The sequence below is a fragment of the Kitasatospora sp. NPDC090308 genome (assembly GCF_044769485.1).
GTDB classification, from domain to species: Bacteria; Actinomycetota; Actinomycetes; order Streptomycetales; family Streptomycetaceae; genus Kitasatospora; species Kitasatospora fiedleri.
In genome coordinates this window covers 16,224-38,414 of record NZ_JBIVXY010000024.1, presented here as the reverse complement: position 1 = coordinate 38,414, position 22,191 = coordinate 16,224, and the positions used below count along the sequence as shown (strand labels likewise).

General features: G+C 74.9%; 16 protein-coding genes. 11 read left to right on the top strand and 5 right to left on the bottom strand.

Going from position 1 to position 22,191, the window contains the following annotated elements; genetic code table 11:
- Window positions 1-62: 62 nt before the first annotated feature.
- From infB to truB, 5 genes are all read left to right on the top strand, one after another.
- Window positions 63-3,170 carry a translation initiation factor IF-2 gene (infB, locus tag ACIQVD_RS32505; protein ID WP_400693415.1) on the top strand — a complete coding sequence of 1,036 codons (3,108 nt, stop codon included), beginning with the start codon at window positions 63-65 and terminating at the stop codon, window positions 3,168-3,170.
- A gap of 123 nt (window positions 3,171-3,293) precedes the next feature.
- On the top strand, window positions 3,294-3,590 hold the full coding sequence (locus tag ACIQVD_RS32500) for a DUF503 domain-containing protein (protein WP_400693411.1): 297 nt from the start codon (window positions 3,294-3,296) through the stop codon (window positions 3,588-3,590).
- Between the two features lie 139 nt (window positions 3,591-3,729).
- Window positions 3,730-4,167 (top strand): 30S ribosome-binding factor RbfA, encoded by a 438-nt coding sequence (gene rbfA / locus ACIQVD_RS32495; RefSeq protein WP_100840455.1) that lies wholly within the window; start codon window positions 3,730-3,732, stop codon window positions 4,165-4,167.
- A 2-nt stretch (window positions 4,168-4,169) separates the two neighbouring features.
- Window positions 4,170-5,327 carry a bifunctional oligoribonuclease/PAP phosphatase NrnA gene (locus ACIQVD_RS32490; RefSeq protein WP_400693408.1) on the top strand — a complete coding sequence of 386 codons (1,158 nt, stop codon included), beginning with the start codon at window positions 4,170-4,172 and terminating at the stop codon, window positions 5,325-5,327.
- A 191-nt stretch (window positions 5,328-5,518) separates the two neighbouring features.
- Window positions 5,519-6,424: a tRNA pseudouridine(55) synthase TruB gene (gene truB, locus ACIQVD_RS32485; protein WP_400693406.1), complete on the top strand. Its 906-nt coding sequence runs from the start codon at window positions 5,519-5,521 to the stop codon at window positions 6,422-6,424.
- A 58-nt stretch (window positions 6,425-6,482) separates the two neighbouring features.
- On the opposite strand, the gene ACIQVD_RS32480 is transcribed toward truB, so the two are convergent.
- Complete coding sequence (locus ACIQVD_RS32480; RefSeq protein ID WP_402292541.1) at window positions 6,483-6,992, bottom strand: GNAT family N-acetyltransferase; 510 nt, start codon at window positions 6,990-6,992, stop codon at window positions 6,483-6,485.
- Between the two features lie 328 nt (window positions 6,993-7,320).
- Between ACIQVD_RS32480 and ACIQVD_RS32475 the strand changes: the two genes are divergently transcribed.
- Both ACIQVD_RS32475 and ACIQVD_RS32470 read left to right on the top strand, forming a co-directional pair.
- Window positions 7,321-11,004: a serine protease gene (locus tag ACIQVD_RS32475; protein ID WP_402292540.1), complete on the top strand. Its 3,684-nt coding sequence runs from the start codon at window positions 7,321-7,323 to the stop codon at window positions 11,002-11,004.
- A gap of 63 nt (window positions 11,005-11,067) precedes the next feature.
- Window positions 11,068-12,012, top strand: a complete 945-nt coding sequence (locus ACIQVD_RS32470) for a bifunctional riboflavin kinase/FAD synthetase (RefSeq protein WP_100840450.1) — start codon at window positions 11,068-11,070, stop codon at window positions 12,010-12,012.
- 81 nt (window positions 12,013-12,093) lie between these two features.
- Here the strand turns inward: ACIQVD_RS32470 and ACIQVD_RS32465 are convergent, their stop codons facing one another.
- The 3 genes from ACIQVD_RS32465 to eccE all read right to left on the bottom strand — a co-directional run bounded on the left by ACIQVD_RS32465 (window position 12,094) and on the right by eccE (window position 16,452).
- The gene (locus ACIQVD_RS32465) at window positions 12,094-14,124 is read right to left on the bottom strand and encodes a MinD/ParA family protein (protein ID WP_402292539.1); all 2,031 of its coding nucleotides are present in this window, start codon (window positions 14,122-14,124) and stop codon (window positions 12,094-12,096) included.
- A 184-nt stretch (window positions 14,125-14,308) separates the two neighbouring features.
- Window positions 14,309-15,067, bottom strand: coding sequence for a hypothetical protein (locus tag ACIQVD_RS32460; RefSeq protein ID WP_100840448.1), 759 nt, complete (start codon window positions 15,065-15,067; stop codon window positions 14,309-14,311).
- A complete protein-coding gene (gene eccE, locus ACIQVD_RS32455) occupies window positions 15,067-16,452 on the bottom strand; it encodes a type VII secretion protein EccE (RefSeq protein WP_400693391.1) in 1,386 nt (461 codons plus the stop codon). Before eccE ends, ACIQVD_RS32460 begins: the two co-directional genes overlap by 1 nt.
- A gap of 250 nt (window positions 16,453-16,702) precedes the next feature.
- On the opposite strand from eccE, the gene eccB reads away from it, so the two are divergent.
- From eccB to mycP, 4 genes are all read left to right on the top strand, one after another.
- Entirely contained in the window at window positions 16,703-18,295 is a 1,593-nt protein-coding gene (gene eccB, locus ACIQVD_RS32450; RefSeq protein WP_402292537.1) for a type VII secretion protein EccB, read from the top strand.
- A 180-nt stretch (window positions 18,296-18,475) separates the two neighbouring features.
- Entirely contained in the window at window positions 18,476-18,775 is a 300-nt protein-coding gene (locus ACIQVD_RS32445) for a WXG100 family type VII secretion target (RefSeq protein WP_030462703.1), read from the top strand.
- A 77-nt stretch (window positions 18,776-18,852) separates the two neighbouring features.
- Window positions 18,853-19,140: a WXG100 family type VII secretion target gene (locus ACIQVD_RS32440; protein ID WP_100840445.1), complete on the top strand. Its 288-nt coding sequence runs from the start codon at window positions 18,853-18,855 to the stop codon at window positions 19,138-19,140.
- Between the two features lie 155 nt (window positions 19,141-19,295).
- The gene (gene mycP, locus ACIQVD_RS32435) at window positions 19,296-20,630 is read left to right on the top strand and encodes a type VII secretion-associated serine protease mycosin (RefSeq protein WP_400693384.1); all 1,335 of its coding nucleotides are present in this window, start codon (window positions 19,296-19,298) and stop codon (window positions 20,628-20,630) included.
- A gap of 151 nt (window positions 20,631-20,781) precedes the next feature.
- On the opposite strand, the gene ACIQVD_RS32430 is transcribed toward mycP, so the two are convergent.
- The gene (locus tag ACIQVD_RS32430) at window positions 20,782-22,185 is read right to left on the bottom strand and encodes an APC family permease (protein ID WP_402292535.1); all 1,404 of its coding nucleotides are present in this window, start codon (window positions 22,183-22,185) and stop codon (window positions 20,782-20,784) included.
- Between the last annotated feature and the right edge of the window lie 6 nt (window positions 22,186-22,191).

Genomic DNA, 22,191 nt, shown 5'->3' with positions numbered 1-22,191 from the left:
TACGCCCATGAAGTAACAGCAGTCCGGCGGACGAATACCCCGGACGCATAGACAGGAGCGAAGTGGCTAAGGTCCGGGTATACGAACTCGCCAAGGAGCTTGGCTTGGAGAGTAAGGCCGTCATGGCCAAGCTCACCGAGCTGGGCGAGTTCGTGCGTTCGGCGTCCTCGACGATCGAGGCGCCGGTCGTGCGTAAGCTGACTGACGCTTTGGGAGCGACCCCGCCGTCCGGCGGCGCGTCCTCCGCGAAGCCTGGCCCGCGGAAGCCCGCGGCGCCCCAACCGACCGGCAGCGCCGGTTCCGCGGCACCCAAGCCGGGTGGCGCCCCCACCCCCGGCCCGCGTCCCACCGTGACGCCGGGCCCCCGTCCCACCCCCGCGACCCCCGCGCCCGCGGCGGGTCCGTCCGCGCCGAAGCCGGCCGGGGCCCCCGCCCCGGGTCCGCGCCCGGCGACGCCCGCCCCGGCCGCTCCGGCGCCGGCGGCGGAGTTCTCCTCCCCGGCCCCGGCCGGCGAGGCTCCGGCGCGTCCGGCCGCCCCGCGGCCGGCCCCGGCGAACCCCGCGGCCCGTCCGGGTCCGCGGCCGTCCGGCCCGCGGCCGGGCAACAACCCCTTCACCTCGGGCGGCGCGTCGGGCATGGCCCGTCCGGCCGCTCCGCGTCCGGGAGGTGCGCCGTCCGGTGAGCGCGGCCCCCGTCCCGGTGGCGAGCGCGGTCCCCGTCCGGCCGGTGCGCCGGGTGGCGAGCGCGGTCCCCGTCCCGGTGGCGAGCGCGGTCCCCGTCCGGGCGGTGCCCCGGGTGCCGGCGCTCCGCGTCCGGGCGGTGCGCCGTCCGGTGAGCGCGGTCCCCGTCCCGGTGGCGCCCCGCGTCCCGGTGGCCCGGGTGCCGGTGCCCCCCGTCCCGACGGCATGCCGCGTCCGGCCGCTCCGCGTCCGGGCGGTGCGCCCAGCCCGTCCGGGATGCCCCGTCCGAACCCCGGCATGATGCCGCAGCGTCCGGGCCCGCGCCCGGGTCCGGGTGCCGGTGCGCGTCCGGGTGGCCCCGGTGCGCGTCCGGGTGCTCCGGGCGGTGCCCGTCCCGGCTTCCAGGGCCGTCCGGCCGGTCCGGGCTCGCGTCCGGCCGGTGGCGGCTTCGGCGGCCCCCGTCCGGGTGGCGGCGCCGGTGGCGGCGGCGGCTTCGGTGGCGGCGGTGCCCGTCCCGGCGGCTTCGGCGGTCGTCCCGGTGGCCCGGGTGCCCGCGGTGGCACGCAGGGCGCGTTCGGTCGCGGCCCCGGTGGCCGTCCGGCCCGCGGCCGGAAGTCGAAGCGCGCGAAGCGCCAGGAGTACGAGGCCATGCAGGCCCCGTCCGTCGGCGGCGTGATGCTGCCGCGCGGCAACGGCTCGACCGTTCGCCTCTCGCGCGGCGCTTCGCTGACGGACTTCGCGGAGAAGATCAACGCCAACCCGGCGGCGCTCGTCTCGGTGATGTTCAACCTCGGTGAGATGGTCACCGCCACCCAGTCGGTCTCCGACGCCACGCTGCAGCTGCTGGCCGACGAGATGGGCTTCGTGCTGGAGATCGTCAGCCGGGACGACGAGGACCGCGAGCTGCTGGAGTCGTTCGACATCGACTTCGGCGTCGACGAGGGCGACGAGGAGCAGCTGGCTCCGCGTCCGCCGGTGGTCACCGTCATGGGTCACGTCGACCACGGCAAGACCCGCCTGCTCGACGCGATCCGCAAGACCAACGTGGTCGCGGGCGAGGCCGGCGGCATCACCCAGCACATCGGTGCCTACCAGGTGGCGACCGAGGTGAACGGCGAGGAGCGCCGGATCACCTTCCTCGACACCCCGGGTCACGAGGCGTTCTCCGCCATGCGTGCCCGTGGTGCCAAGTCCACCGACATCGCGATCCTGGTGGTCGCGGCCAACGACGGCGTCATGCCGCAGACGGTCGAGGCGTTGAACCACGCCAAGGCCGCCGGCGTGCCGATCGTGGTCGCGGTCAACAAGATCGACGTCGAGGGCGCGGACCCGACCAAGGTCCGCGGCCAGCTCACCGAGTTCGGCCTGGTGGCCGAGGAGTACGGCGGCGACACCATGTTCGTCGACATCTCCGCCCGCCAGGGCCTCAACATCGAGGAGCTGCTGGAGGCCGTGGTCCTGACCGCGGACGCCTCCCTCGACCTGCGCGCCAACCCGGAGCAGGACGCCCAGGGCATCGCGATCGAGGCCCACCTGGACAAGGGCCGCGGCGCCATGGCGACGCTGCTCATCCAGCGCGGCACCCTGCGGGTCGGCGACTCGATCGTGGTCGGCGACTCCTACGGCCGCGTCCGCGCGATGCTGGACGAGAACGGCAACAGCCTCTCCGAGGCTGGCCCGTCCCGTCCGGTCATGCTGCTCGGTCTGACCTCGGTGCCCCGCGCCGGCGACAGCTTCATCGTCGTCGACGAGGACCGCACCGCCCGCCAGATCGCCGAGAAGCGCTCCGCCCGCGACCGCAACGCCTCGATGGCCCAGCGCCGCGTCCGCGTCTCGCTGGAGGGCTTCGAGGCCGCGCTGGCCGCCGGCAACATCGAGAAGCTCAACCTCATCATCAAGGGTGACGTCTCCGGTTCCGTCGAAGCCCTCGAGGACGCGCTCGTCAAGCTGGACGTGGGCGAGGAGGTCGAGCTCCGGATCCTGCACCGCGGTGTGGGTGCCATCACCGAGTCCGACGTGGACCTGGCGATGGGCTCGGACGCCATCATCATCGGCTTCAACGTGCGCGCCGAGGGGCGTGCCCGTACCGCGGCCGAGCGCGAGGGCGTCGACATCCGGTACTACTCGGTCATCTACCAGGCGATCGAGGAGATCGAGGCCGCGCTCAAGGGCCTGCTCAAGCCCGAGTACGAGGAGGTGCGCCTCGGCTCCGCGGAGATCCGCGAGGTGTTCCGCTCCTCCAAGTTCGGCAACATCGCCGGTGTCCTCGTCCGCGAGGGCATCATCCGCCGCAACACCAAGGCGCGCCTGCTGCGCGACGGCAAGGTCGTGGCGGAGAACCTCAACATCGAGGGCCTGCGCCGCTTCAAGGACGACGCGACCGAGGTCCGCGAGGGCTTCGAGGCCGGTGTCACCCTGGGCTCGTTCAACGACATCAAGATCGAGGATGTCATCGAGACCTACGAGATGCGGGAGAAGCCGCGCTCGTAACGGGTACCGGGCCGGGGTCGGCCGGCGGGTGCGTTAACCCGTCGACCGGCCCCGGCCGTGCTTGTTAGGGTCGGGCTGTCGGAACTCCTTCGAGGCTCCCAGGCCGGCCCAGGCCTGTCCCCCATGTTCGTAGGAACACTCACCTTCGACCTGCTCCTCGGCGACGTGCACTCGCTCAAGGAGAAGCGGTCGATCGTGCGGCCCATCGTGGCCGAACTGCGGCGCAAGTACAGCGTGTGCGCCGCGGAGGTAGGAGACCAGGACCTGCACCGCAGGGCCGAGATCGGCTGTGCGGTGGTGTCCGGCGACGCCGGGTACGTCAGCGAGGTCCTGGACAGCTGTGAGCGGCTCGTCGCCGGCCGCCCCGAGGTGGTGCTGCTCTCCGTGCGGAGGCGCCACCACCACGACGACGACGAATGACCTGCGGGCGTCACCACCGTCACACCCGCACAGGACCGAGAGCGCCCACAAGGCTGGGCGCGGGCGGGTACGTTGGGGAGAGGGCCCCACCGGGTGAGGTCATGACCCGGGGTACGCGCCTACTGCACGAGGAGGCAACGTGACCGACACCGCTAGGGCGCGCAAGCTCGCCGACCGCATCCAGGTGGTCGTGGCGGAGACCCTGCAGCGCCGGATCAAGGACCCGCGCCTGGGGTACGTCACCATCACCGACGCCCGGGTCACCGGGGACCTGCGCGAGGCCACCGTCTTCTACACCGTCTACGGTGACGAGGCCGAGCGGGAGTCCAGCGCGGCCGCGCTGGAGAGCGCCAAGGGCATCCTGCGCTCCGAGGTCGGCAAGCAGACCGGGGTACGGTTCACCCCGACCCTGACCTTCGTCGCCGACGCCCTGCCCGACAACGCGCGCAACATCGACGACCTGCTGGACAAGGCCCGGCTCTCCGACGCCGCCGTCCGCACCGCCGCCGCCGGAGCCGTGTACGCGGGCGAGGCCGACCCCTACAAGTCGGCCCGCGACGACGACGAGGACGAGTGACCATGGCCGGGAAGCCGGCCGAGTCCGGCACCGCGAGGGCGGTCTCCACCACACAGGTGGAGACCGCCCTCGCGGTGCTTCCGGGCCCTCGCAGCGAGTCATCGTCCGAATCCGGGGCGGAGACGGCCCCGGCCGCCGCCGACGGCCGGTTCGAGGCGCAGTGGCAGCGGGCCCTGGAACTGATCGCGGACAGCGACGAGATCGACCTGGTCTGCCACATCTGCCCGGACGGCGACGCGCTGGGCTCGGCGCTGGCCGCCGCGCTGGCGCTGCGCGGCCTGGGCAAGCGGGTGCGGGTGTCGTTCGGCGACGACCCGCAGGTCATCCCGGAGTCGCTGTCCTTCCTGCCCGGGCAGGAGCTGATCGTCCCCGCCGCCGCGGTGCCCGCCGCGCCCGCGCTGGTGCTGGCCTTCGACGCCGCCTCCGAGGAGCGGCTCGGCCTGCTGCGCGAGAAGGCGTTCGCGGCGGGCGCGCTGGTGGTGTTCGACCACCACGCCTCCAACCCCGGCTTCGGCACCGTCCGGCTGATCGACCCGGCCGCGGCTGCCACCGCCGTCCTGGTGGACGAGCTGCTGCGGCGGCTGCGGGTGCCGCTCGACCAATCCATCGCGACCTGCCTGTACACCGGCATCGCCACCGACACCGGCTCGTTCAAGTACCGGGCCACCACGCCCGCCACCCACGAGATGGCCGGGCGGATGCTGGCCACCGGCATCCGGCAGGACCTGATCTCCCGCCAGCTCTGGGACACCACCTCCTTCGGGTACCTCAAGGTGCTCGCCGGGGCGCTGGAGCGGGCCGCGTTCGAGCCCGAGGAGGCCGGCGGGCACGGGCTGGTGTGGACCTGGGTGCCGTACCAGGACCTGGCGCTGTTCGGCGTCACCGTGGAGGAGATCGAGGGCCTGATCGACGTGCTGCGCAAGCCCGCCGAGGCGGACGTCGCGCTGGTGCTCAAGCAGGACCCGGACGGCACGCTGCGCGGCTCCTGCCGCTCCCGGGGCGCGGTCGACGTGGCGGCGGTGTGCGCCCGGCTGGGCGGCGGCGGACACGTGTACGCGGCCGGGTTCAGCGCGCGGGAGGCCGTGGAGGTCGTCGTGGAGCGGTTCCGGGCGGCGCTGGCCCAGGTGGCGGCGGAGCCGGGGCCGGCCGCGGCGCCGTAGCCGGGACGTTCTCGTCCGGGCGTCCAGACCCGGGTGCCCCGACCCGGGCGTCCGGCCTGCGGGCGGCGTCCGGGGGCTCCGGCGCGCGTTAGGCTCGTGCGGTTCGGTGCTCGGGCCGGGCGGGCCGCGGGAGCGGTCGCGCCGGAATGCGCGCAGGGATGCGGGCCGGATTTCGAAATGATGATGAAGCGATGAAGCGTAAAGGCACGGGCCCCGACGGGCTGGTGATCGTCGACAAGCCGGAGGGCATCACCTCGCACGGCGTGGTCGCCAAGCTGCGGTGGCTGGCCGGGACCCGCAAGGTCGGGCACGCGGGCACCCTCGACCCGATGGCCACCGGCGTGCTGGTGATCGGCGTGGAGCGGGCCACCCGGCTGCTCGGGCACCTGATGCTCACCGCCAAGACCTACGAGGCCACGATCCGGCTCGGGCAGACCACGGTCACCGACGACCGGGAGGGCGAGGTCACCGCGTCCGCCGCCGCGGACGGCGTCACCCGCGAGGCGGTCGACGCCGAGGTCGCGAAGCTCACCGGCGAGATCATGCAGGTCCCGTCCAAGGTCAGCGCGATCAAGATCGACGGGAAGCGCTCGTACGCCCGGGTCCGCGAGGGCGAGGACTTCGAGCTCGCCGCCCGCCCCACCACGGTGCACGCCTTCACGGTGCACGAGGCGCGCGCCGCCGTCGCCGAGGACGGCACGCCGGTGCTCGACCTCGACGTCACGGTCGACTGCTCCTCCGGGACGTACATCCGGGCGCTGGCCCGGGACCTGGGCGCGGCGCTCGGCGTCGGCGGACACCTGACCGCGCTGCGGCGCACCAGGGTCGGGCCGTACGCGGTCGAGTCGGCGCGCACCCTGGAGCAGCTGGAGGAGAAGCTGGAGGTGCTGCCGATCGCCGAGGCCGCGGCCGCCGCCTTCCCGCGCTGGGACGTGGACGCCGAGCAGGCCCGGCTGCTCTCCAACGGCATGCGGCTGGACGCCCCCGGGCTGGGCGCGGCCGGGCCGGTCGCGGTCTTCGACCCGGACGGGCGGTTCCTGGCGCTGATCGAGGAGAGCGGCGGCAAGGCCAAGCCGGTGGCGGTGTTCGTCGGCTGAGCGGCACGCTCCGGCAGCGGCCCCGGCGGGATGCGTCCCGCCGGGGCCGCCGCCGTTCTCAGCGCAGCGGCAGGCGCCAGTCGTTGCTGCGCAGGAAGCGGCCCGAGCCCCGCGGGTACTCGAAGGCGCACGGGCCGGCGCAGGTGAGGCCCAGCCGGGCGCAGAGCGCGTTGGACGGGGCGTTGTCGACGGCCGGGAAGGCGTGCAGCACGCCCGGGGCGGCCGGGTCGGCGGCGACCAGCGCGCGCAGCGCGCCGAGCAGCGCGCGGCCGGCCGCGCGCGCGATGCCGCGCCCCTGGAACTCGGGCAGCACGTTCCAGCCGGCCTCGTGCACCTCGGCGCCCTGCCAGTCGCGCCGGTGGCGGGCGATCGAGCCGGCCGGGGCGCCGTCGGCCAGCACGGCGTACATCAGGCCGCCCCGGGACGGCAGTTCGAGGTAGCGGCGGTGGCGCAGGAGCAGCTGCTCCTCGTCCTCCGGGCCGCCGACGTGGCGGCGCATCTGCGGGGTGTTGACGCGGCGCAGCAGGTCGAGGTCGGAGTCGGACCAGGGGGTCAGGCGGACGTCCATGCCGGGCAGGGTGGCTCCCGGAGTGGGCGGGGCGCCAGCGGTTTTCCGGTTGCGGGGTCCGAAACGAGATGAGTGGCGCGGGCAAGTGGGCGGCGGGAGTCGGCAGTTGGCGGCGGGTGGGAGCGGGCCGGGTGGTCCGGAGCGGGGTGCGCGCCGGGCGGGGCGGTGGGGGGCGCGCGGAGTGAAGCGGTGTGGTGAGAGGGGCGTGCGGGGTGCCGTGGGGCTGGTGGGGGGCAGGCTCACCCGCGGTGTGCACGGCGGCCGGGCCCCGGCTCCGTGCGGGGCCGGGCGCGGCCCGGCACGGAGGACCGGCGGGAGGACTGGCGGGATGGGCGAGGGTGCGGGCGCCGGCTTCGCGGGGGATCCGGCACGGGCGCTGCTGCGGATCAGGGACCAGCAGGGCCGGCTGTGCGGCCTCGGCTTCGTCGCCGACCGGCACGGCACCGTGGTCACCGCGCACGAGGCGGTGGCCGGAGTGCCCCGGCTGGTGCTGCACACCCCCGGCGGGCAGTCCCGGGTGCTCGGCCCGGAGAGCGTCGACCTGCTGCCCGGCCACGGCCTGGCCCTGCTGCGCACCGCCGCGGTCGGCGGCCTGCCCGGCCCCGCGCTGCCGATCGGCCGCACCGCCGTCACCGGCCCCGTCGCGGTGCCGCACCAGCGCTGGGAGGACGGCGCGCCCGCGCTGGCCCGCGGCGGCCCGATCGGCCGGGAGAGCGGCCGCTGCGGCGACGGCGGGCTGGTGCGCACCGTCCCCGGCGTGCTGGTGCTCGACCTCCCGGTCACCCCGCCCGCCGGGTCGCCGGTGCTCGACCCGGAGACCGGCGCGGTGCTCGCCGTGGTCGCCCCCCGGGTGCGCGCCGTCGCCGGGCCCGGCGTGGCGGCCGTCCCGCTGGCGGCCGGCCCCGGCCCCGAGGACTCCCCGCTCGGCCGACTGCTGGCCCGCAACGGCGCCGACGCCCCCGCCTTCGGCCGGGCGCTCAACCTGGGCGGGGCGCTGCGCCTGACCGAGGCCCAGCTGGAGGCCGCCGCCGCCGGGTTCGGGCGGATCGCCGAACTCGCCGCCGACCGGGTCGACCGCCCCGACGGCCTCAGCGGCGAGGAACCGCAGGACGTCCTCACCGTGCTGCTCGGCGAGAGCGGCAGCGGCCGGAGCACCGAACTGGCGGCACTGGCGGTGCGCCGGGCCGGCGCCGCGCAGCCGCTGCCCACGCTCTGGCTGCGCGGCGCCGACCTGGCCGCCGGGGACCGCACCCTCGGCGACCCGCTGCGCCGCCGACTCGCTCTGGCCGCAAGGGAGTTCGGCGTACCGGAGGTCGACCCGGGGGAGCTGGCCGCGCTGTGCGCCGACGCCGGACGGCCGCTGCTGGTGGTGCTCGACGGCCCCGAGGAGGCACCGCTCGCCCTCTCCGCGCGCTGGCTGACGGCCGGGCTGGAGTGGCTGCGCGCGCACCGCGCCCGGGCCCTGGTCGCCTGCCGGCCCGACGGCTGGGAACAGCTCGGCCCCTGGCGCTCCACCGCCCGGGCGCTGTGGCTCGGCCCGCTCACCGACGACGCCGCGTCCCGGGCCGGCCGCCGCTACGGCCTGCCCGGGACGTTCCTGGCCCCGGCCGAGCGCGGCCACCCGCTGGCCCTGCGGCTGGCCGGCGAACTGCGCGGCGCGGGCGTGCACGGCCCGGTCGGCAGCCGGGCCGAACTCTTCGACGGCTGGCTCGACCTGGCCTGCCTCGCCCTCGCCCGCCGGGTCGCCCGCACTCCCGGCGGCCCGCGCCGCCACCGGCGCGGCGGCCCGGCCGCACCCGGCGAGGACGCCCGGCAGGTCCGGCGGCTCGCGGCCGTCGCGGCCGGACGGCTGCACGAGGCCGCCCGCCTGATGCTCGGCGCGGGGGACGGGGCGCTGCCCGCCGCGGACTTCGCCCGGCTGTTCCCGGACGCGGGCGGATGGGCCCGGGCCGTCCGCGAGGAGCGGCTGCTGGTGCCCGCGGGCGCGGGCTACCGGGCGGGCCACGAGGAGTGGGGGGAGTGGCTCCAGAGCCTGCACCTCGACCTGGACGCGGCGCTGCGGCTGCTGCTGGAGGAGCCGGAGGAGCGGGACGGGCCGGAGGAGGGGGACGCGGCCGGGGCCGGGGTGGACGGTGCCGACCTCGACGCCGGGGGCGCTGGCGGCGGCGGGGGCGGCGGGGGCGGCGCGGGGCGGGCACCGGGCAGCGGTGGGACGCTTCGCGCGCCCGCCGTCGGGGCCTCCGGCGGCGGCGAGCAGCGGGCCCGGGCGGACGCCGTGCCCACGCCCGCCGCCCCTCCCGCCACCGCCCCTACCTCCGCCGTCCTCGCGTCCGCCGTCCCCCGGGCCGTCGGCGAGGTCCGGGGCGGGGTGGGCCGGGGCCGGGTCGGGGTGGTGGCGGGAGCGCTGCGCCGGGTGGGGCAGGTGCGGGGCGCGGCGGTGCTGGACGGGTGGCTGCGCCGGGTGCGGGCGGCGCTGGAGCGGGCGGAGCGGGGCGGGGAGGCGGACTGGTGGGCGGCCCGGCTGCTGGTGGCGGGGATCGCGGCGAGCCCGGAGCCGTCCGCGCACCGGGAGTTGCTGGAGCTGCTGGCCGAACGGGCCGGCCGGGACGAGCGGTTCGGCCCCGCGTTCTGGACCGGGCTGCCGCTGCCGGTGGCCGAACGGGTCGCGCTGCTGGGCCGGCTGGCCGGGGACCCGGGCCGGGCGGAGGTGGCCCGGACGGCCGCCGCCGAGCTGCTGACGGCCGATCCGCGCGGCGTGCTGCCGCTGCTGTGCGCCTGGTACGGGCGGACCTCCAGGGGCGCCGAGCGCACCGAGCGCACCGAGAACGCCGAACGCACCGAGCGCGCCGGGGAGGCCGAACGCACCGAACGCGCCGCCGCGCTGGCCGACGAGCTGCTGTACGAGCACCGGGCGCTGGCGCTGGACGAGTTGACCGAGGCCCTGGTGGCCACCGCGCACCCGCGGGCGGACGCGCTGCTGGGCCGGCTGGCCGAGCGGGAGCCGTCCGCGCTGTGCCGGGCGGTCGACCGCTGGAGCCACGACCCGCGCCCCGAGCGGCACGTCGCGGCGGCCGTGCACGCGCTGCGCACCGCCCCGCACGCGGGCGGCTCGGGCGCGCAGCTGCTGCGGCTGGCGGCCCGGACGCTGCTCGCCCGGGAGGACGAACCCGCCCTGCACGGCGCGGCGTTGGCGCTGCTGGTGCGCGACCCGGCGCACCGGGCCGAGCACCTGCCGGCCGTGCTGGCCGGGTACCGGGCGGGCGACCCGTTCCTGACCGCGGAGGTGCTGGCCGGGCTGCTGGCGGAGCACCCGGCGCCGGTGCTGGCGGCGGTGCGCGAGCGGCTGCGGGTGCCGGGCGCCCGGGCGGGGGAGGGCCTGCGGGTGCTGGCCGGGGCGGCCGACCCGGCGGTGGCGCGCTCCGGCCTGCTGCTGGCCGCCGAGTTGCTGCGGGAGGACCCGGAGCGGGCCGAGGAGGTCGCCCGGCACCTGGACGCGGCCCTGGACGCCGGGTGGGACGGCCGTCCGCTGCTGGACGCGGTGCTGGCGGCCGGTCCGGCGGTGCGGGCCCGGTTCGCGCCGGTGCTGGCGGCGCCCGGCGGCGGGCGGGAGGAGCTGCTGGACGCCCTGCTGGCCGTCGAGCGGGACGGGCGGGTGCTGGCGGCGGTGGTGGAGGCGCTGGCGGCCCGGCACGCCGGGCATCCGGAGCGGCGGGTGCGCGAGCTGCTGCTGCTGGTCGCCGAGCGGTGGCCGGGCGCGGACGCCGCCCTGGTGCGCTGTGCGGGCCGCTGGGCGGGTTTCGCGCGGCTGCTGGCGTCCTGGCCCGAGGACGCCCCGCCGCCGCCCCTGGGGCCCCGGCTGGCCCGGCTGCGGGCCCTCGCCGCGTCCGGCCGGGACCCGCAGTACGCCGCCGCCGAGGCCGAGCGGCAGGTCGACCGCCCCGGCGGTCGTCTGACCGGTCACACCAAGGGCCTTCCGGTACCTGGGCAGGGCCGGGCGCATGGCACGCTATAGGGGTTCGGTTTCGGTCTTTCGCGTGCACGGCCCGTGCACCCCGTAGGAACAAGGAGCGGTCAGGTGCAGCGCTGGCACGGCCTGGAGGAGATCCCCGGGGACTGGGGGCGCAGCGTCGTCACCATCGGATCGTTCGACGGGGTCCACCGCGGACACCAGTTGATCATCAACCGGGTGGTGGAGCTGGCCGGCGAGCTGGGCGCGCGGTCGGTCGTGGTCACCTTCGACCCGCACCCCAGCGAGGTGGTCCGCCCCGGCACCCACCCGCCGCTGCTGGCGCCGCAGCCGCGCCGGGCCGAGCTGGTCGAGCAGTTGGGCGTGGACGCCGTCCTGGTGCTGCCGTTCACCGCCGAGTTCTCCCAGGAGTCCCCGGAGTACTTCGTGCGGTCGGTGCTGGTCGAGGCGCTGCACGCGAAGGCGGTCGTCGAGGGCCCCAACTTCCGCTTCGGGCACCGCGCGGCGGGGAACGTCGAGCTGCTGGCCGAGCTCGGCCGGGCCGACGACTTCACCGTCGAGGTGGTCGACCTCCAGGTGCGCGGCGCGGCGGGCGACGGCGAGCCGTTCTCGTCCAGCCTCTGCCGCCGGCTGGTCGCGGCCGGCGACATGACCGGCGTCGCCGAGATCCTCGGCCGCCCGCACCGGGTCGAGGGCGAGGTGGTCCGCGGCGCCCAGCGCGGGCGCGAACTCGGCTACCCCACCGCCAACGTGGACACCGTCCCGCACTCGGCGATCCCCGCCGACGGCGTGTACGCGGGCTGGCTGACCGCCGACGGCGAGACCATGCCCGCCGCGATCTCGGTCGGCACCAACCCGACCTTCGACGGCACCGCCCGCACCGTCGAGGCGTACGCCATCGACCGGGTCGGCCTCGACCTGTACGGGCAGCACGTGGCCGTCGACTTCCTGGCCTGGCTGCGCGGCATGGAGAAGTTCGACTCCGTCGACGCCCTGCTGGAGCGGATGGCCGAGGACGTCAAGCGGGCCCGCGAGCTCACCGAGCGCCCCTGAGCGGACGTCAGGAGCCCCCGCGGACGGGTCGTCCGCGGGGGCTCCGGCGCGTGCGGGCCCGGCCCGGGTGCGCGGGCGGGCTCAGCCCTGGTGGGGCGGCGGGTAGCCGTACCCGTGCGGCGGCGGGTAGCCGTAGCCGGGCTGCGGGGGCTGCTGCTGCGGCTGGCCCTGCGGCGGGTAGCCGCCCTGCTGCGGGTAGGGCTGGCCGGGCGGCTGCTGCCACGGCTGGCCCTGCTGCGGGTAGCCCCCCTGCTGCGGGTACGGCTGGGGGTAGGGCTGCTGCTGCGGGTAACCGCCCTGCGGCGGGTACTGCTGCTGGCCCTGCCAGCCCGCCTGCTGCTGGGAGCGGGCGATGTCCTCGCCGACCAGCGCCGCCAGCTCGAAGTAGGCGTCCCGGACCTTGGGCCGCATCATCTGCAGGTTGACCTCGGCGCCGGCCGCCAGGCTCTCGTCGAACGGCACCACCACGACGCCGCGGCAGCGGGTCTGGAAGTGCGCCACGATGTCCTCGACCTTGATCATCTTGCTGGTCTCGCGCACCCCGGAGACCACCGTGATCGAGCGCTGCACCAGGTCCGCGTAGCCGTGCGCGGACAGCCAGTCCAGCGTGGTCGAGGCGCTGGAGGCGCCGTCCACGCTGGGCGTGGCCACCACGATCAACTGGTCCGCCAGGTCCAGCACGCCGCGCATCGCCGAGTACAGCAGGCCGGTGCCGGAGTCGGTCAGGATGATCGGGTAGTGCTGCCCGAGCACCTGGATCACCTGGCGGTAGTCCGAGTCGTCGAAGGTGGTGGAGACCGCCGGGTCCACGTCGTTGGCGACGATCTCCAGGCCCGAGTTCGGGTCCTGCGAGGTGTACTGGCGGATGTCCATGTAGCTGCGGATGTTCGGGATCGCCGTCACCAGGTCGCGGATGGTCGCCCCGGTCTGCCGCTTGATGCGGCGGCCCAGGGTGCCCGCGTCCGGGTTGGCGTCGATCGCGATGACCTTGTCCTGCCGCTCGCTGGCCAGGGTCGCGCCCAGCGAGGTGGTGGTCGTGGTCTTGCCGACACCGCCCTTGAGGCTGATCACCGCGATCCGGTAGCAGGTCATCACCGGGTGCCGGATCAGCTCCAGCTTCTGCTGCTTGCCAGCCTGCGCCGACTTGCCGCCGAACTGGAACCGGGACTGCTTCTGCACCTTCGGCTGACCGCGCAGCAGCCGGTCCGAGGACAGCTCCACCGCCGCCGTGTACCCGAGCGCCGCACCGTGCGCCGCGGCCTGCCCGGCCCCCTGCTGGAACTGCGCCGGAGCCGGCGGCGCGACCCCCGGACCCTGCTGCGGGTACGGCTGCGGCCCGCCCTGCCCCGCCTGCGGCCAGCCACCCGCCCGCGGGTCGACCGGCGGCTGCTGCTGCCACGGCTGGCCCTGCTGCGGGTACGGCGGCTGCTGCGCCTGCGCCTGCGGCGGCTGCGGCTGGGGCCACGGCTGGCCCTGCTGGGGGTAGGGCTGCTGCGGCTGCTGCACCTGCGGCGGGTACGGCTGCTGCTGCTGCTGGACGGGCGGCTGCTGGACGGGCTGCGGCTGCGGCGCCGGCTGCTGCTGCACCGGCGGCTGCGGCTGCTCCGGCTGCGCCGCCACCGGCGGAGCCGCGTCCGGCACCGGGGCCGGCGCGGCCTGGGCGTGCGGACCGGCCTCCGGCTGCGCCGCGACCTGCACCTGCGGGTCCGGCTGGGGAGCCGGCTGGGCGGCCTGCTGCTGCACCGGCGGCTGCGGCTGCTCCGGCTGCGCCGCCACCGGCGGCTGGACGGCCTGCTGCTGGACGGCCTGCTGCTGGACGGGCGGCTGCGGGGCCGGCTGCGGCTGCACCGGCGCCGGGCCGGGCACCTGCGGCGGCGGGTCCTGCTGCTGCACCGGTGGTGGCTGGACCAGCGGCGGCTGGGCCGCCGGCGGCACCTGCTGCTGGACGGGCGGCTGCTGGGCGGGCTGCGGCTGCGGCGCCGCGGTCGGAGCACCCGGCGCGGCGCTCTGGGTGTACCAGGACGGAGCGGTGTAGTCCGGGGCGTCGGACCAGTCATCGTCGTCCTCGGCCGCGTTGTCGCCGACGTAGACGCCGTCCCGATCGCTGCTCACTGGGGCTCCCTCGTTCTCGCCGAAGCTGCTTCGGCGGTTGCCGTCGGGCAACAAGACTAGGCCGTGCACGGGGCCGCTTTGAAGGCGGTGCCCGACCTGACGGCGGATCCGCCCGGCCCGGCCGGCCGGCCCGCCCCGGGGCCGCGGGAGCCGCCCCGGAGCGCGCCGACCGGCCGGTGGGCGGTCAGTCCATGCGGCGGGGACCGCCCAGCACCTGGGTCTCGGCCTCGCCCTGGTTGGTCATCACGTACTGGCGCCGCATCCGGGTCGCCCACAGCGTCACGTTGTCCGGCAGCGTCGGCAGCGCGCTGACGTCACCGGGGGCCAGCGACAGCAGCCGGCCCAGCAGATCGGCCTCCTGCGGCGAGACCCGCTGCAGGCCGACCAGGTCGGCGGCGTTCAGCACCCGGCTCGCGTTCGGGCCCAGGTACGGCAGCACGGTCAGCGTGGTCTGCCAGGGCGTCGCCGACAGCCGGCTCCGGTTGGGCCGCGCGCCCAGGTCGCGGACCACCAGAACGGGGGACGCCACCGACGCGCCCTGCGCGCCCAGCCGGCCCACCTGGTGGATCGTCACGCACGGCTGCCCGCCGCCCGCCGCCTGCGCCATCGGCGCCCACGCCTGCGGACGGCCGGTCTCCACCGCGATCCGGGCCCCGGTCGCGGCCGCCCGCAGCGCGATCAGCTGCGCCGTCCACATGCCGCCGACCAGCACCACGTCGAACGCGGACGGGCGGAACAGCCCGATCACCGCGGGCTGCTGCTGGTGGTCCAGGCCGATCACCACGCCGTCGTCACCGACCGGGAAGGCCACCGCCGCCAGGTCCTCGACCGTCAGCACGTGCTTCTCCCGGCGCGGGCCGCGCAGGCCGTAACCGGGGCGCACCCGCACCGGCCGCTGCTCGACCGGCTGCGGGGCCTGGCCGGAGTAGGTCTGGTAGGCCATCAGGACGTCCCTCCCAGGGGCAGCGTGGCGAGCAGGCCGGGGGCGTGCTCCAGGTCGAGGCGGGTCAGCGAGGCGCCGTTGTGCTGCGCCCGGGACTCCGCCTGGCGGCCCATCTGGTCGAGCCTGGCCTCGTTGTGCTCGGTCAGCCGCAGGTGGCCGCTGAGCGCCACCGCACCGCCCATCGCGCGGGTCGCGGTGACCGAGAAGGTCGAGGCGAACGCGGGGGTGCTGGTCAGCTGGTTGATCAGGTCGGGGGCGGTCACCCGGCCGCCGCCGATGCCCGGGCGGGACAGCACCGGCCACTTGGAGATCCAGTACGTGGCGTGCCAGCGGTCGTCGATCCGGCAGTACTTCGACGACTCCTGGGCCCGGCGCACGCCGACCCCGCCGCCGCCGGAGCCCTGCCGGCCCGCCACCGCCACCGGGTTGGCGCACACCGAGATGGCCAGCGCGGCGATCAGCTCCCGCTCGTCCAGCACGGTCGCGATGAACCCGGCGCTGTTCAGCCGCCCGGCCAGCTGGTCGGTGACGCGCTGCAGCGTCTTGCGGGCGCCCTCCTCGCCGCCGCCCCGGGCCAGCACGGCGGTGGCCGCGCGCTCCGGGTCGAGCTTGAGCGCGACCCAGGTCAGGCGCAGCGCCGGGGTGCTGACCCCGCCGGGGGTCTGCTGGTAGGCGCGGGCGGCCAGCGAGTGCTCGGGCAGGTGCGGCGCGGGGGCGGGCTGGGTGTGCTGGACCAACTGCACCGACTCCAGGCCGATGTCGTCGACCTGGAGGATCGAGCAGATCAGGTCCAGCGGCACCGAGGAGGTGGCCCGGCCGGGGCGCAGCGGCTGGTCCTTGGACTGCACCAGCAGCACCGAGGTGAAGAACGTGCCGTCGCCGACCATGCCGGTCTCGCGGCGCAGCGGACGGCCGTCGCCGAGGTCGGTCTCGATCGCGTGGGTGCAGGTCTTGAGCGCCGGGTCGAGCTCCATCACCGGGGCGATCGCCGGGTCGGTGCCGGGCGGCGGGACGTTGTACTTCGCCTCCTTGCGGCGGGCGTTGTACGCCGAGCGGACGCTCACCGCCTCGCCGGTGGTCCGGCCGCGCAGCCGCAGCAGCGCGATCGCGACCAGGACCAGCGCGGGCACCGCGAAGATCCCGGCCATCATCGTGTTGATCGACCAGCCGACCGCCACCAGGGCGGCGGCGACCTCCAGTTGGACGATCTGCTTGAGTTCCAGCCGGCGGCCCAGCAGCCCGGGCCTGGGCAGCAGCCGCAGGCCCACCGGGCCGACCGCGGCCGGGGCGGGCGGTGCGTTGCGGGCCCGGCGTCCGCCCGGGGCGTCCGGCCGCCGGTCCTGCGGAGTGGAGCGTCGTCGTGCTGGAGCGGACTGGCTTGGCATCCCCCGAATTGCCCTCTCTGCTTCAGATGTCCCGTCAGATCCCCCTGCGGGCCCGGACGAGTCTCGGGCGGGGGCCGGGTCGGCGGCCCGGATGGCGGACCGTCGGAGCCTACCCGTTACCGTACTCACCGTCTGCTGCCGCATCGTAGAGGAGTGGCCCCGGGGGCCGCCCGCCGGGTGGCAGACTCACGGACAGCACAAGCGCGTTGACACCCGCGCGGCGGGTCACACAGGGGAGACGGGGACGAGCATGGCATCACGCCGGGACGAGCTGAACGCCTACACCTTCGCCCGGAAGCGGATGGTGGGGGCCTTCCTGCAGCCGGGCGGTGGCGGCAACGACGAGGACGCGCCGCGCCCGCTCCGGGCGGTGCTGCCGAGCTTCGTGGTCGCCGCGGTGGTCGTCGCCGGCTTCGGCATGTGGGGCGTGCTCAAGCCCGCCGCGCCGCCGAACTGGGACAACGGGAAGTACATCCTCCAGGGCAAGTCCTCCACCACCCGCTACGTGATCCTGAACGACGGGAAGGACAAGGCACCCACCCTGCACCAGGTGCTGAACATGTCCTCGGCCCGCCTGGTGCTGCCCGCGGGCGCCACCGTGCTGTCCGTCGCCGACGACGTGCTGGACAAGTACCCGAGCCGCGGCGCCACCATCGGCATCCCCTACGCGCCCGACAAGCTGCCCAGCAAGGACGACGCGGGCAGGCAGAAGCTCTGGTCGGTCTGCGACACCCAGGGCAAGGACAAGACCCAGTCGAGCGTCGGCCAGTCGGTGTTCGTCGCCGCCGGCGACGAGGAGAAGAAGCTCAAGGAGCCGGCCCTGGTGCTCAACGAGGAGCAGGTGCTGTTCGTCCAGCAGCCGCCGGTGGACGCCAAGACCGACGGCTCGCTCTACCTGGTGGACTCCACCGGGATGAAGCACGCGATCGGCACGTACAACCAGACGCCGGAGCAGGTCAACTCCCTGAAGCTGGCCCTGTTCGGCCAGTCCCCCCTGCCGCAGCAGGTCACCCAGGCCTGGCTGGACACCCTGGGCAACGGCTCCCCGGTGCAGTTCCCGGTCATCCCCGGGATGGGCGACAAGGGCGCGGCCGGCTCCTCCCGCCTCGACATGTCCGACCCGAAGCAGAAGCGGATCGGCCACCTGCTGTCCTTCCAGGACGCCTTCTACGTGGTCGGCGCCGATCAGCTCTACCAGATCACCCCGTTCCAGTACCAGTTGATGCGGAACGACCCCGCCGTGGCGATGGCGTACGGTGCCGGGACCGACGAGGTCAAGGCCGAGCCGATCAACGCGAGCGACATCAACAAGCTCCAGCCCAAGATCGACAGCCACCTGATGACCGAGCACCCGGACATGCCCGCCCACGAGGTGAAGGCCGTCAACACCGGGGAGAAGCCCCGCACGGTGGTCTGCTCGACCTACGCCGGGGCCGAGGCGGACGGCCGGATCAAGCGCACGGTCTGGGCGGACGTCAAGTACCCGGCGTCCGTCACCACGGACTCGCTCAGCGCCCACGTGACGGCCGGGCACGGCCTGCTGTACCGCGCCGTGGACGGCGACACGCTCGACACGAACGGCCAGGCCAGCTCCGGCAGCTACTTCCTGATCACCGACGCGGGCCTGCGCTACTCGCTGCCCGCCAGCACCGCCGCCCCCGCGGCCGACGGCTCCTCCGCCGCGCCGGCCGCCCCGGCCGCCAAGTCGGACACCAACGAGGCCCAGGCCCGGCTCGACTACAAGGACGTCGTGCCGACCCAGGTCCCGGCCGCCTGGTCCAAGCTCGTCCCGGCCGGTCCGGTGCTCGACACCATGGCCGCGGTTCAGCCGCAGAACGCCTGACGGGGCGTCAACGCGGGTAGCGCGATCCAGTGTCATGGTCTGGTAACTACCCGCTACCCGGTGTTGGGCGGAGGGCAGTTGGCCGTTACAGTGCTTCAGAGCACCACACAAGTGGTGCCCGTACGGGCGTTCGCCACAGGGGCGTCCGGACGTAGTCTGTCTCATGGGGGACGGTGGATCATGGCAGGTCAGTTCACGACGACCGCGGAGGAAATGACCGCCTTCGCGAACCGCATCGGTGAGGTCAACCAGCAGGTCCAGGGCGAGATCGGTCGCCTCAACAACCTGGTCTCCGAGATCGCCTCGGGCTGGAAGGGCGCGGCCGCGTCCGCCTACCAGCAGATGCAGTCGCAGTTCAACGAGGACGCCAACGCGCTCAACCGGATCCTCGACGAGATCCGTCAGGCCATCGAGGCGACCACCAAGGCCTACTCGATGACCGAAGAGGAGCAGCGCGCTGCGGTCGGTGGCATCGGCTGACGCCGGTAGCTCAGTAACCACCACCACACTGCGTCTCCGCGGAGGCGCGCCGTGAATCCATCGAAGGGGAGAGATCAATGTCCGGCATTCTCGTCAATTTCCAGACCATCCAGAACGCCAGCTCCGAGGTCCGGCAGACCGCTTCGCGCATCCAGAACCAGCTGGACGACCTGAAGTCGGGCGTCCAGCGCATCGCCTCCAGCTGGGAGGGCGCCGCCCAGCAGGGCTACCAGGCCCGCCAGGCCGAGTGGGACGCCAAGGCCGCCGACCTGCAGGAGGTCCTCGGTCGGATCGCCGCCGCGCTGGACAACGCCGCGCAGAGCTACCAGCAGACCGAGAACGCGAACGCGGGCATCTGGGGCTGACCGTCTGCCGACGGCACGGGGGAACCGGCACGGCGAGTGCTTGACACGGGCGGGCGTCCTCAGGGGCGCCCGCCCTTCGTGTGCCGCACGGGGCGGGGCACGACCGGAACGGGTGGAACGCAGTGAGGGGTGGAGCAGAGGTGTCGTCAGGATCGTTGCGCCGAACGGGTGCGGTGCTGCTGGTGCTGGGCGCGATCGGCCCGATGGCGATCGGCCCCGCCTGGGCCGGACCGGCTCCGGCGGGCGGTGACACCCGCGGACAGCTGCGGCTCGCCGGGTCCGGCGACTGCGACTTCCCGATCAACGACGACGTCGCGGCCAAGCCGTGGTCGCTGCAGCGGGTGTTCCTCGACGAGCTGTGGGGCACGGACAAGGCGCGGGCGAGCGCGTCGCCGTCCGGCCAGGGCGTCTTCCCGAACCAGACCGGCAACGGCATCAAGGTCGCCGTCATCGACACCGGGGTGGACGACAGGAACCCGCAGCTGAAGGGCAAGGTCGACGCGGGGCCCGACCTGCTCACCGACACGCTGCGGAAGAAGGGCAAGCAGCTCCCCGCCACCAACTCCAGCACCGAGGACAACGTCGGCCACGGCACCAAGGTGGCCGGCATCATCGCGGCCGCCCCGGTGCAGGGCATCGGCTTCGTCGGCCTGGCCAAGGACGCCCGGATCTACGCGATCCGGCAGAACGACGCCGAGGGCAACGGCGACGTCTCCAGCCTGATCGACGCGGTCGACAAGGCGATCGAGGCGAAGGTCGACGTCATCAACATCTCGCAGGACGTCCGGGTCCAGATCGACCCGAACAAGTCCGAGAACCAGGACCGGTTCGACAACGACCAGGCGCTCAGGGCCGCCATGGAGCGGGCCGACAAGGCCGGCATCGTGGTGGTCGCCTCCTCGGGCAACGACGGCGTCGAGGGCCCGACCTTCCCGGCCGCCTACCCGACGGTGCTGTCCGTGGGCGCCTCCGACCGGAACAACGAGCGGGCCCCGTTCTCCCAGTACGGCGACTTCGTCAAGGTGGCCGCGCCCGGCGTCGACATGCTCTCCACGGTGCCCGGCCACGGCCAGTGCACCGACAACGGCACCAGCTTCTCCGCCCCGTACGTCTCCGGTCTGGCCGCCATCCTCAAGAGCCTGCACCACGACTGGAACCCGATGCAGATCCGCACCGTGATCGAGCAGACCGCGCAGCGCACCGAGCGGGGCCCCAACAAGTACATCGGCTGGGGCGTGGTCGACCCGGTGAAGGCCGTCGAGTACGCCAAGGTGCCCGGCCCGAGCGCGTCGCCCAGCATGGACCCGAAGGTCAAGCTCGACAACGTCGCGCTGCAGCCGCAGCCGCTCGGGCTGGAGGAGACCCAGGCCGACCGGGACCGCCGCACCGGCACCTTCGTGCTCGGCATCGGCGCCCTGGTGGTGGCGGGCCTGGCCGGCGGCGCGATCGTCACCCGGGACCTCAACCGGCGCCGCGGGCGGCACGGCTGATCCGCCGGAGCCGTTCCGTTCGAGCCGATCCGCCGGAGCGTGCGGGGCGGGCAGGACGCGCAGGACGCACCAGGGGCCGGTCCCGGAAAAGGGGCCGGCCCCGTCCGGTCTCGGGGACCGGGCGGGGCCGACGGGAGCGGGTCCGCGGGGGTCAGACGCGCTCGTCCTCGGGGAGGGTGATCACCCAGCGGGTCTCCGGGCGGGGGCGGAGGTAGAGCGCCCAGTAGAGGCTGGCCGCGGCGGTGATGCCGAGCGTCCACCACAGCGCGGTGTGGTCGAGCTGGGTCAGGGTGTAGGCCAGGGCCACGATCACCAGGACCGGCAGCGCGGGCCACAGCGGCTGGCGCCAGGCCGCGGCGTCCTTGTGGTGGGCGCGGCGGGAGAACAGCGCGCCGACGGCGACCAGCAGGTAGAGCGCGGCGACCGCGACGCCGGTGATGTTGATCAGCGTGCTCTGCGGCACGAAGCAGAGCACCGCGCCGGGGACGCCGACCGCCAGGGTGGAGATCCACGGGGCGCTGAACTTGTTGAGGTTGCCGAAGGCCCGGTTCACCGGCTCCGGCCAGGCCTTGTCGCGGCCGGAGGCGAACAGCACCCGGGAGTTCTGGATGACCATCACGATGCCGGCGTTGATGATCGCCAGCGCGATGCACAGGCTGATGAAGGTGCCGACGCCGCTGTTGCTCCAGCCGATCACCAGCTGCGAGACGTCGCCCGAGGTCAGCGCGGTCAGGTCGGGGGCGCCCAGGGTGATCGCGGCGACCGGGATCACGATGACGGCGGTCGACAGGCCCAGCGTCCACAGCACGGTGCGGGCGACGTTCTTGCGCGGGTTCTCCAGCTCCTCGGAGAGGTAGATGGCGGTGGAGAAGCCCTGGGTGACGAAGAGCGCGGTGCCCATCGCGGTCAGGACCGCCGCGAAGCCGACCCCGGTGGAGCCGCCGGCGCCGTTGGAGACCGCGCCGTGCAGCAGGCTGCTCACGCCGCGCTCGGAGTGGCCGAAGCCGAGGAAGGCGACCACGGCGCAGGCGATGACCTCCAGCACCAGGAAGACGCCGGTGATCCAGGCGTTGGCCCGCAGGTCCAGCAGACCGGCCACGGTGGCGGCCAGCATCACCGCGGCCCCGGCCCACTTGGGGTCGAGGTGGATGATCGGTTCCAGGTAGTCGGCGGTGCCCATGGCGATGATCGAGGGCACGATCATCACCACGATCAGTGACTGGATGAACACCAGCCAGCCGGTGAACTTGCCGGCCAGGGTGCCGACCATGGCGTACTCGCCGCCCGCGGAGGGCACCAGGGTGCCGAGCTCGGAGTAGCAGAACGCCACCGCGACGCAGATGACCGTGCCGATCACGATCGACATCAGGGTGAAGGTGCCCAGCGAGTTGAAGAGGTCCGGGACGATCACGAAGAGTGAGGATGCCGGTGTCACGCAGGAGAGCGTGAGCAGGGTTCCGCCCACGACGCCGAGCGATCGGGCGAGCTTCTTGGGGCTGCCCGCGGTGTCCTCCGCGACGGGGGAGGCTACCTGCGGGGGAAGCGTGTCGGTCATGGGGCA

Excerpts from the sequence above, each read along its gene's own strand:
- ACIQVD_RS32430 (WP_402292535.1), bottom strand. The coding sequence starts at position 22,185 with ATGACCGACACGCTTCCCCCGCAGGTAGCCTCCCCCGTCGCGGAGGAC.
- ACIQVD_RS32440 (WP_100840445.1), top strand. The coding sequence starts at position 18,853 with ATGTCCGGCATTCTCGTCAATTTCCAGACCATCCAGAACGCCAGCTCC.
- ACIQVD_RS32475 (WP_402292540.1), top strand. The coding sequence starts at position 7,321 with ATGGGCGAGGGTGCGGGCGCCGGCTTCGCGGGGGATCCGGCACGGGCG.
- eccE (WP_400693391.1), bottom strand. The coding sequence starts at position 16,452 with ATGCCAAGCCAGTCCGCTCCAGCACGACGACGCTCCACTCCGCAGGAC.
- ACIQVD_RS32500 (WP_400693411.1), top strand. The coding sequence starts at position 3,294 with ATGTTCGTAGGAACACTCACCTTCGACCTGCTCCTCGGCGACGTGCAC.
- ACIQVD_RS32445 (WP_030462703.1), top strand. The coding sequence starts at position 18,476 with ATGGCAGGTCAGTTCACGACGACCGCGGAGGAAATGACCGCCTTCGCG.
- ACIQVD_RS32490 (WP_400693408.1), top strand. The coding sequence starts at position 4,170 with ATGGCCGGGAAGCCGGCCGAGTCCGGCACCGCGAGGGCGGTCTCCACC.
- eccB (WP_402292537.1), top strand. The coding sequence starts at position 16,703 with ATGGCATCACGCCGGGACGAGCTGAACGCCTACACCTTCGCCCGGAAG.
- ACIQVD_RS32460 (WP_100840448.1), bottom strand. The coding sequence starts at position 15,067 with ATGGCCTACCAGACCTACTCCGGCCAGGCCCCGCAGCCGGTCGAGCAG.
- ACIQVD_RS32480 (WP_402292541.1), bottom strand. The coding sequence starts at position 6,992 with ATGGACGTCCGCCTGACCCCCTGGTCCGACTCCGACCTCGACCTGCTG.
- truB (WP_400693406.1), top strand. The coding sequence starts at position 5,519 with ATGAAGCGTAAAGGCACGGGCCCCGACGGGCTGGTGATCGTCGACAAG.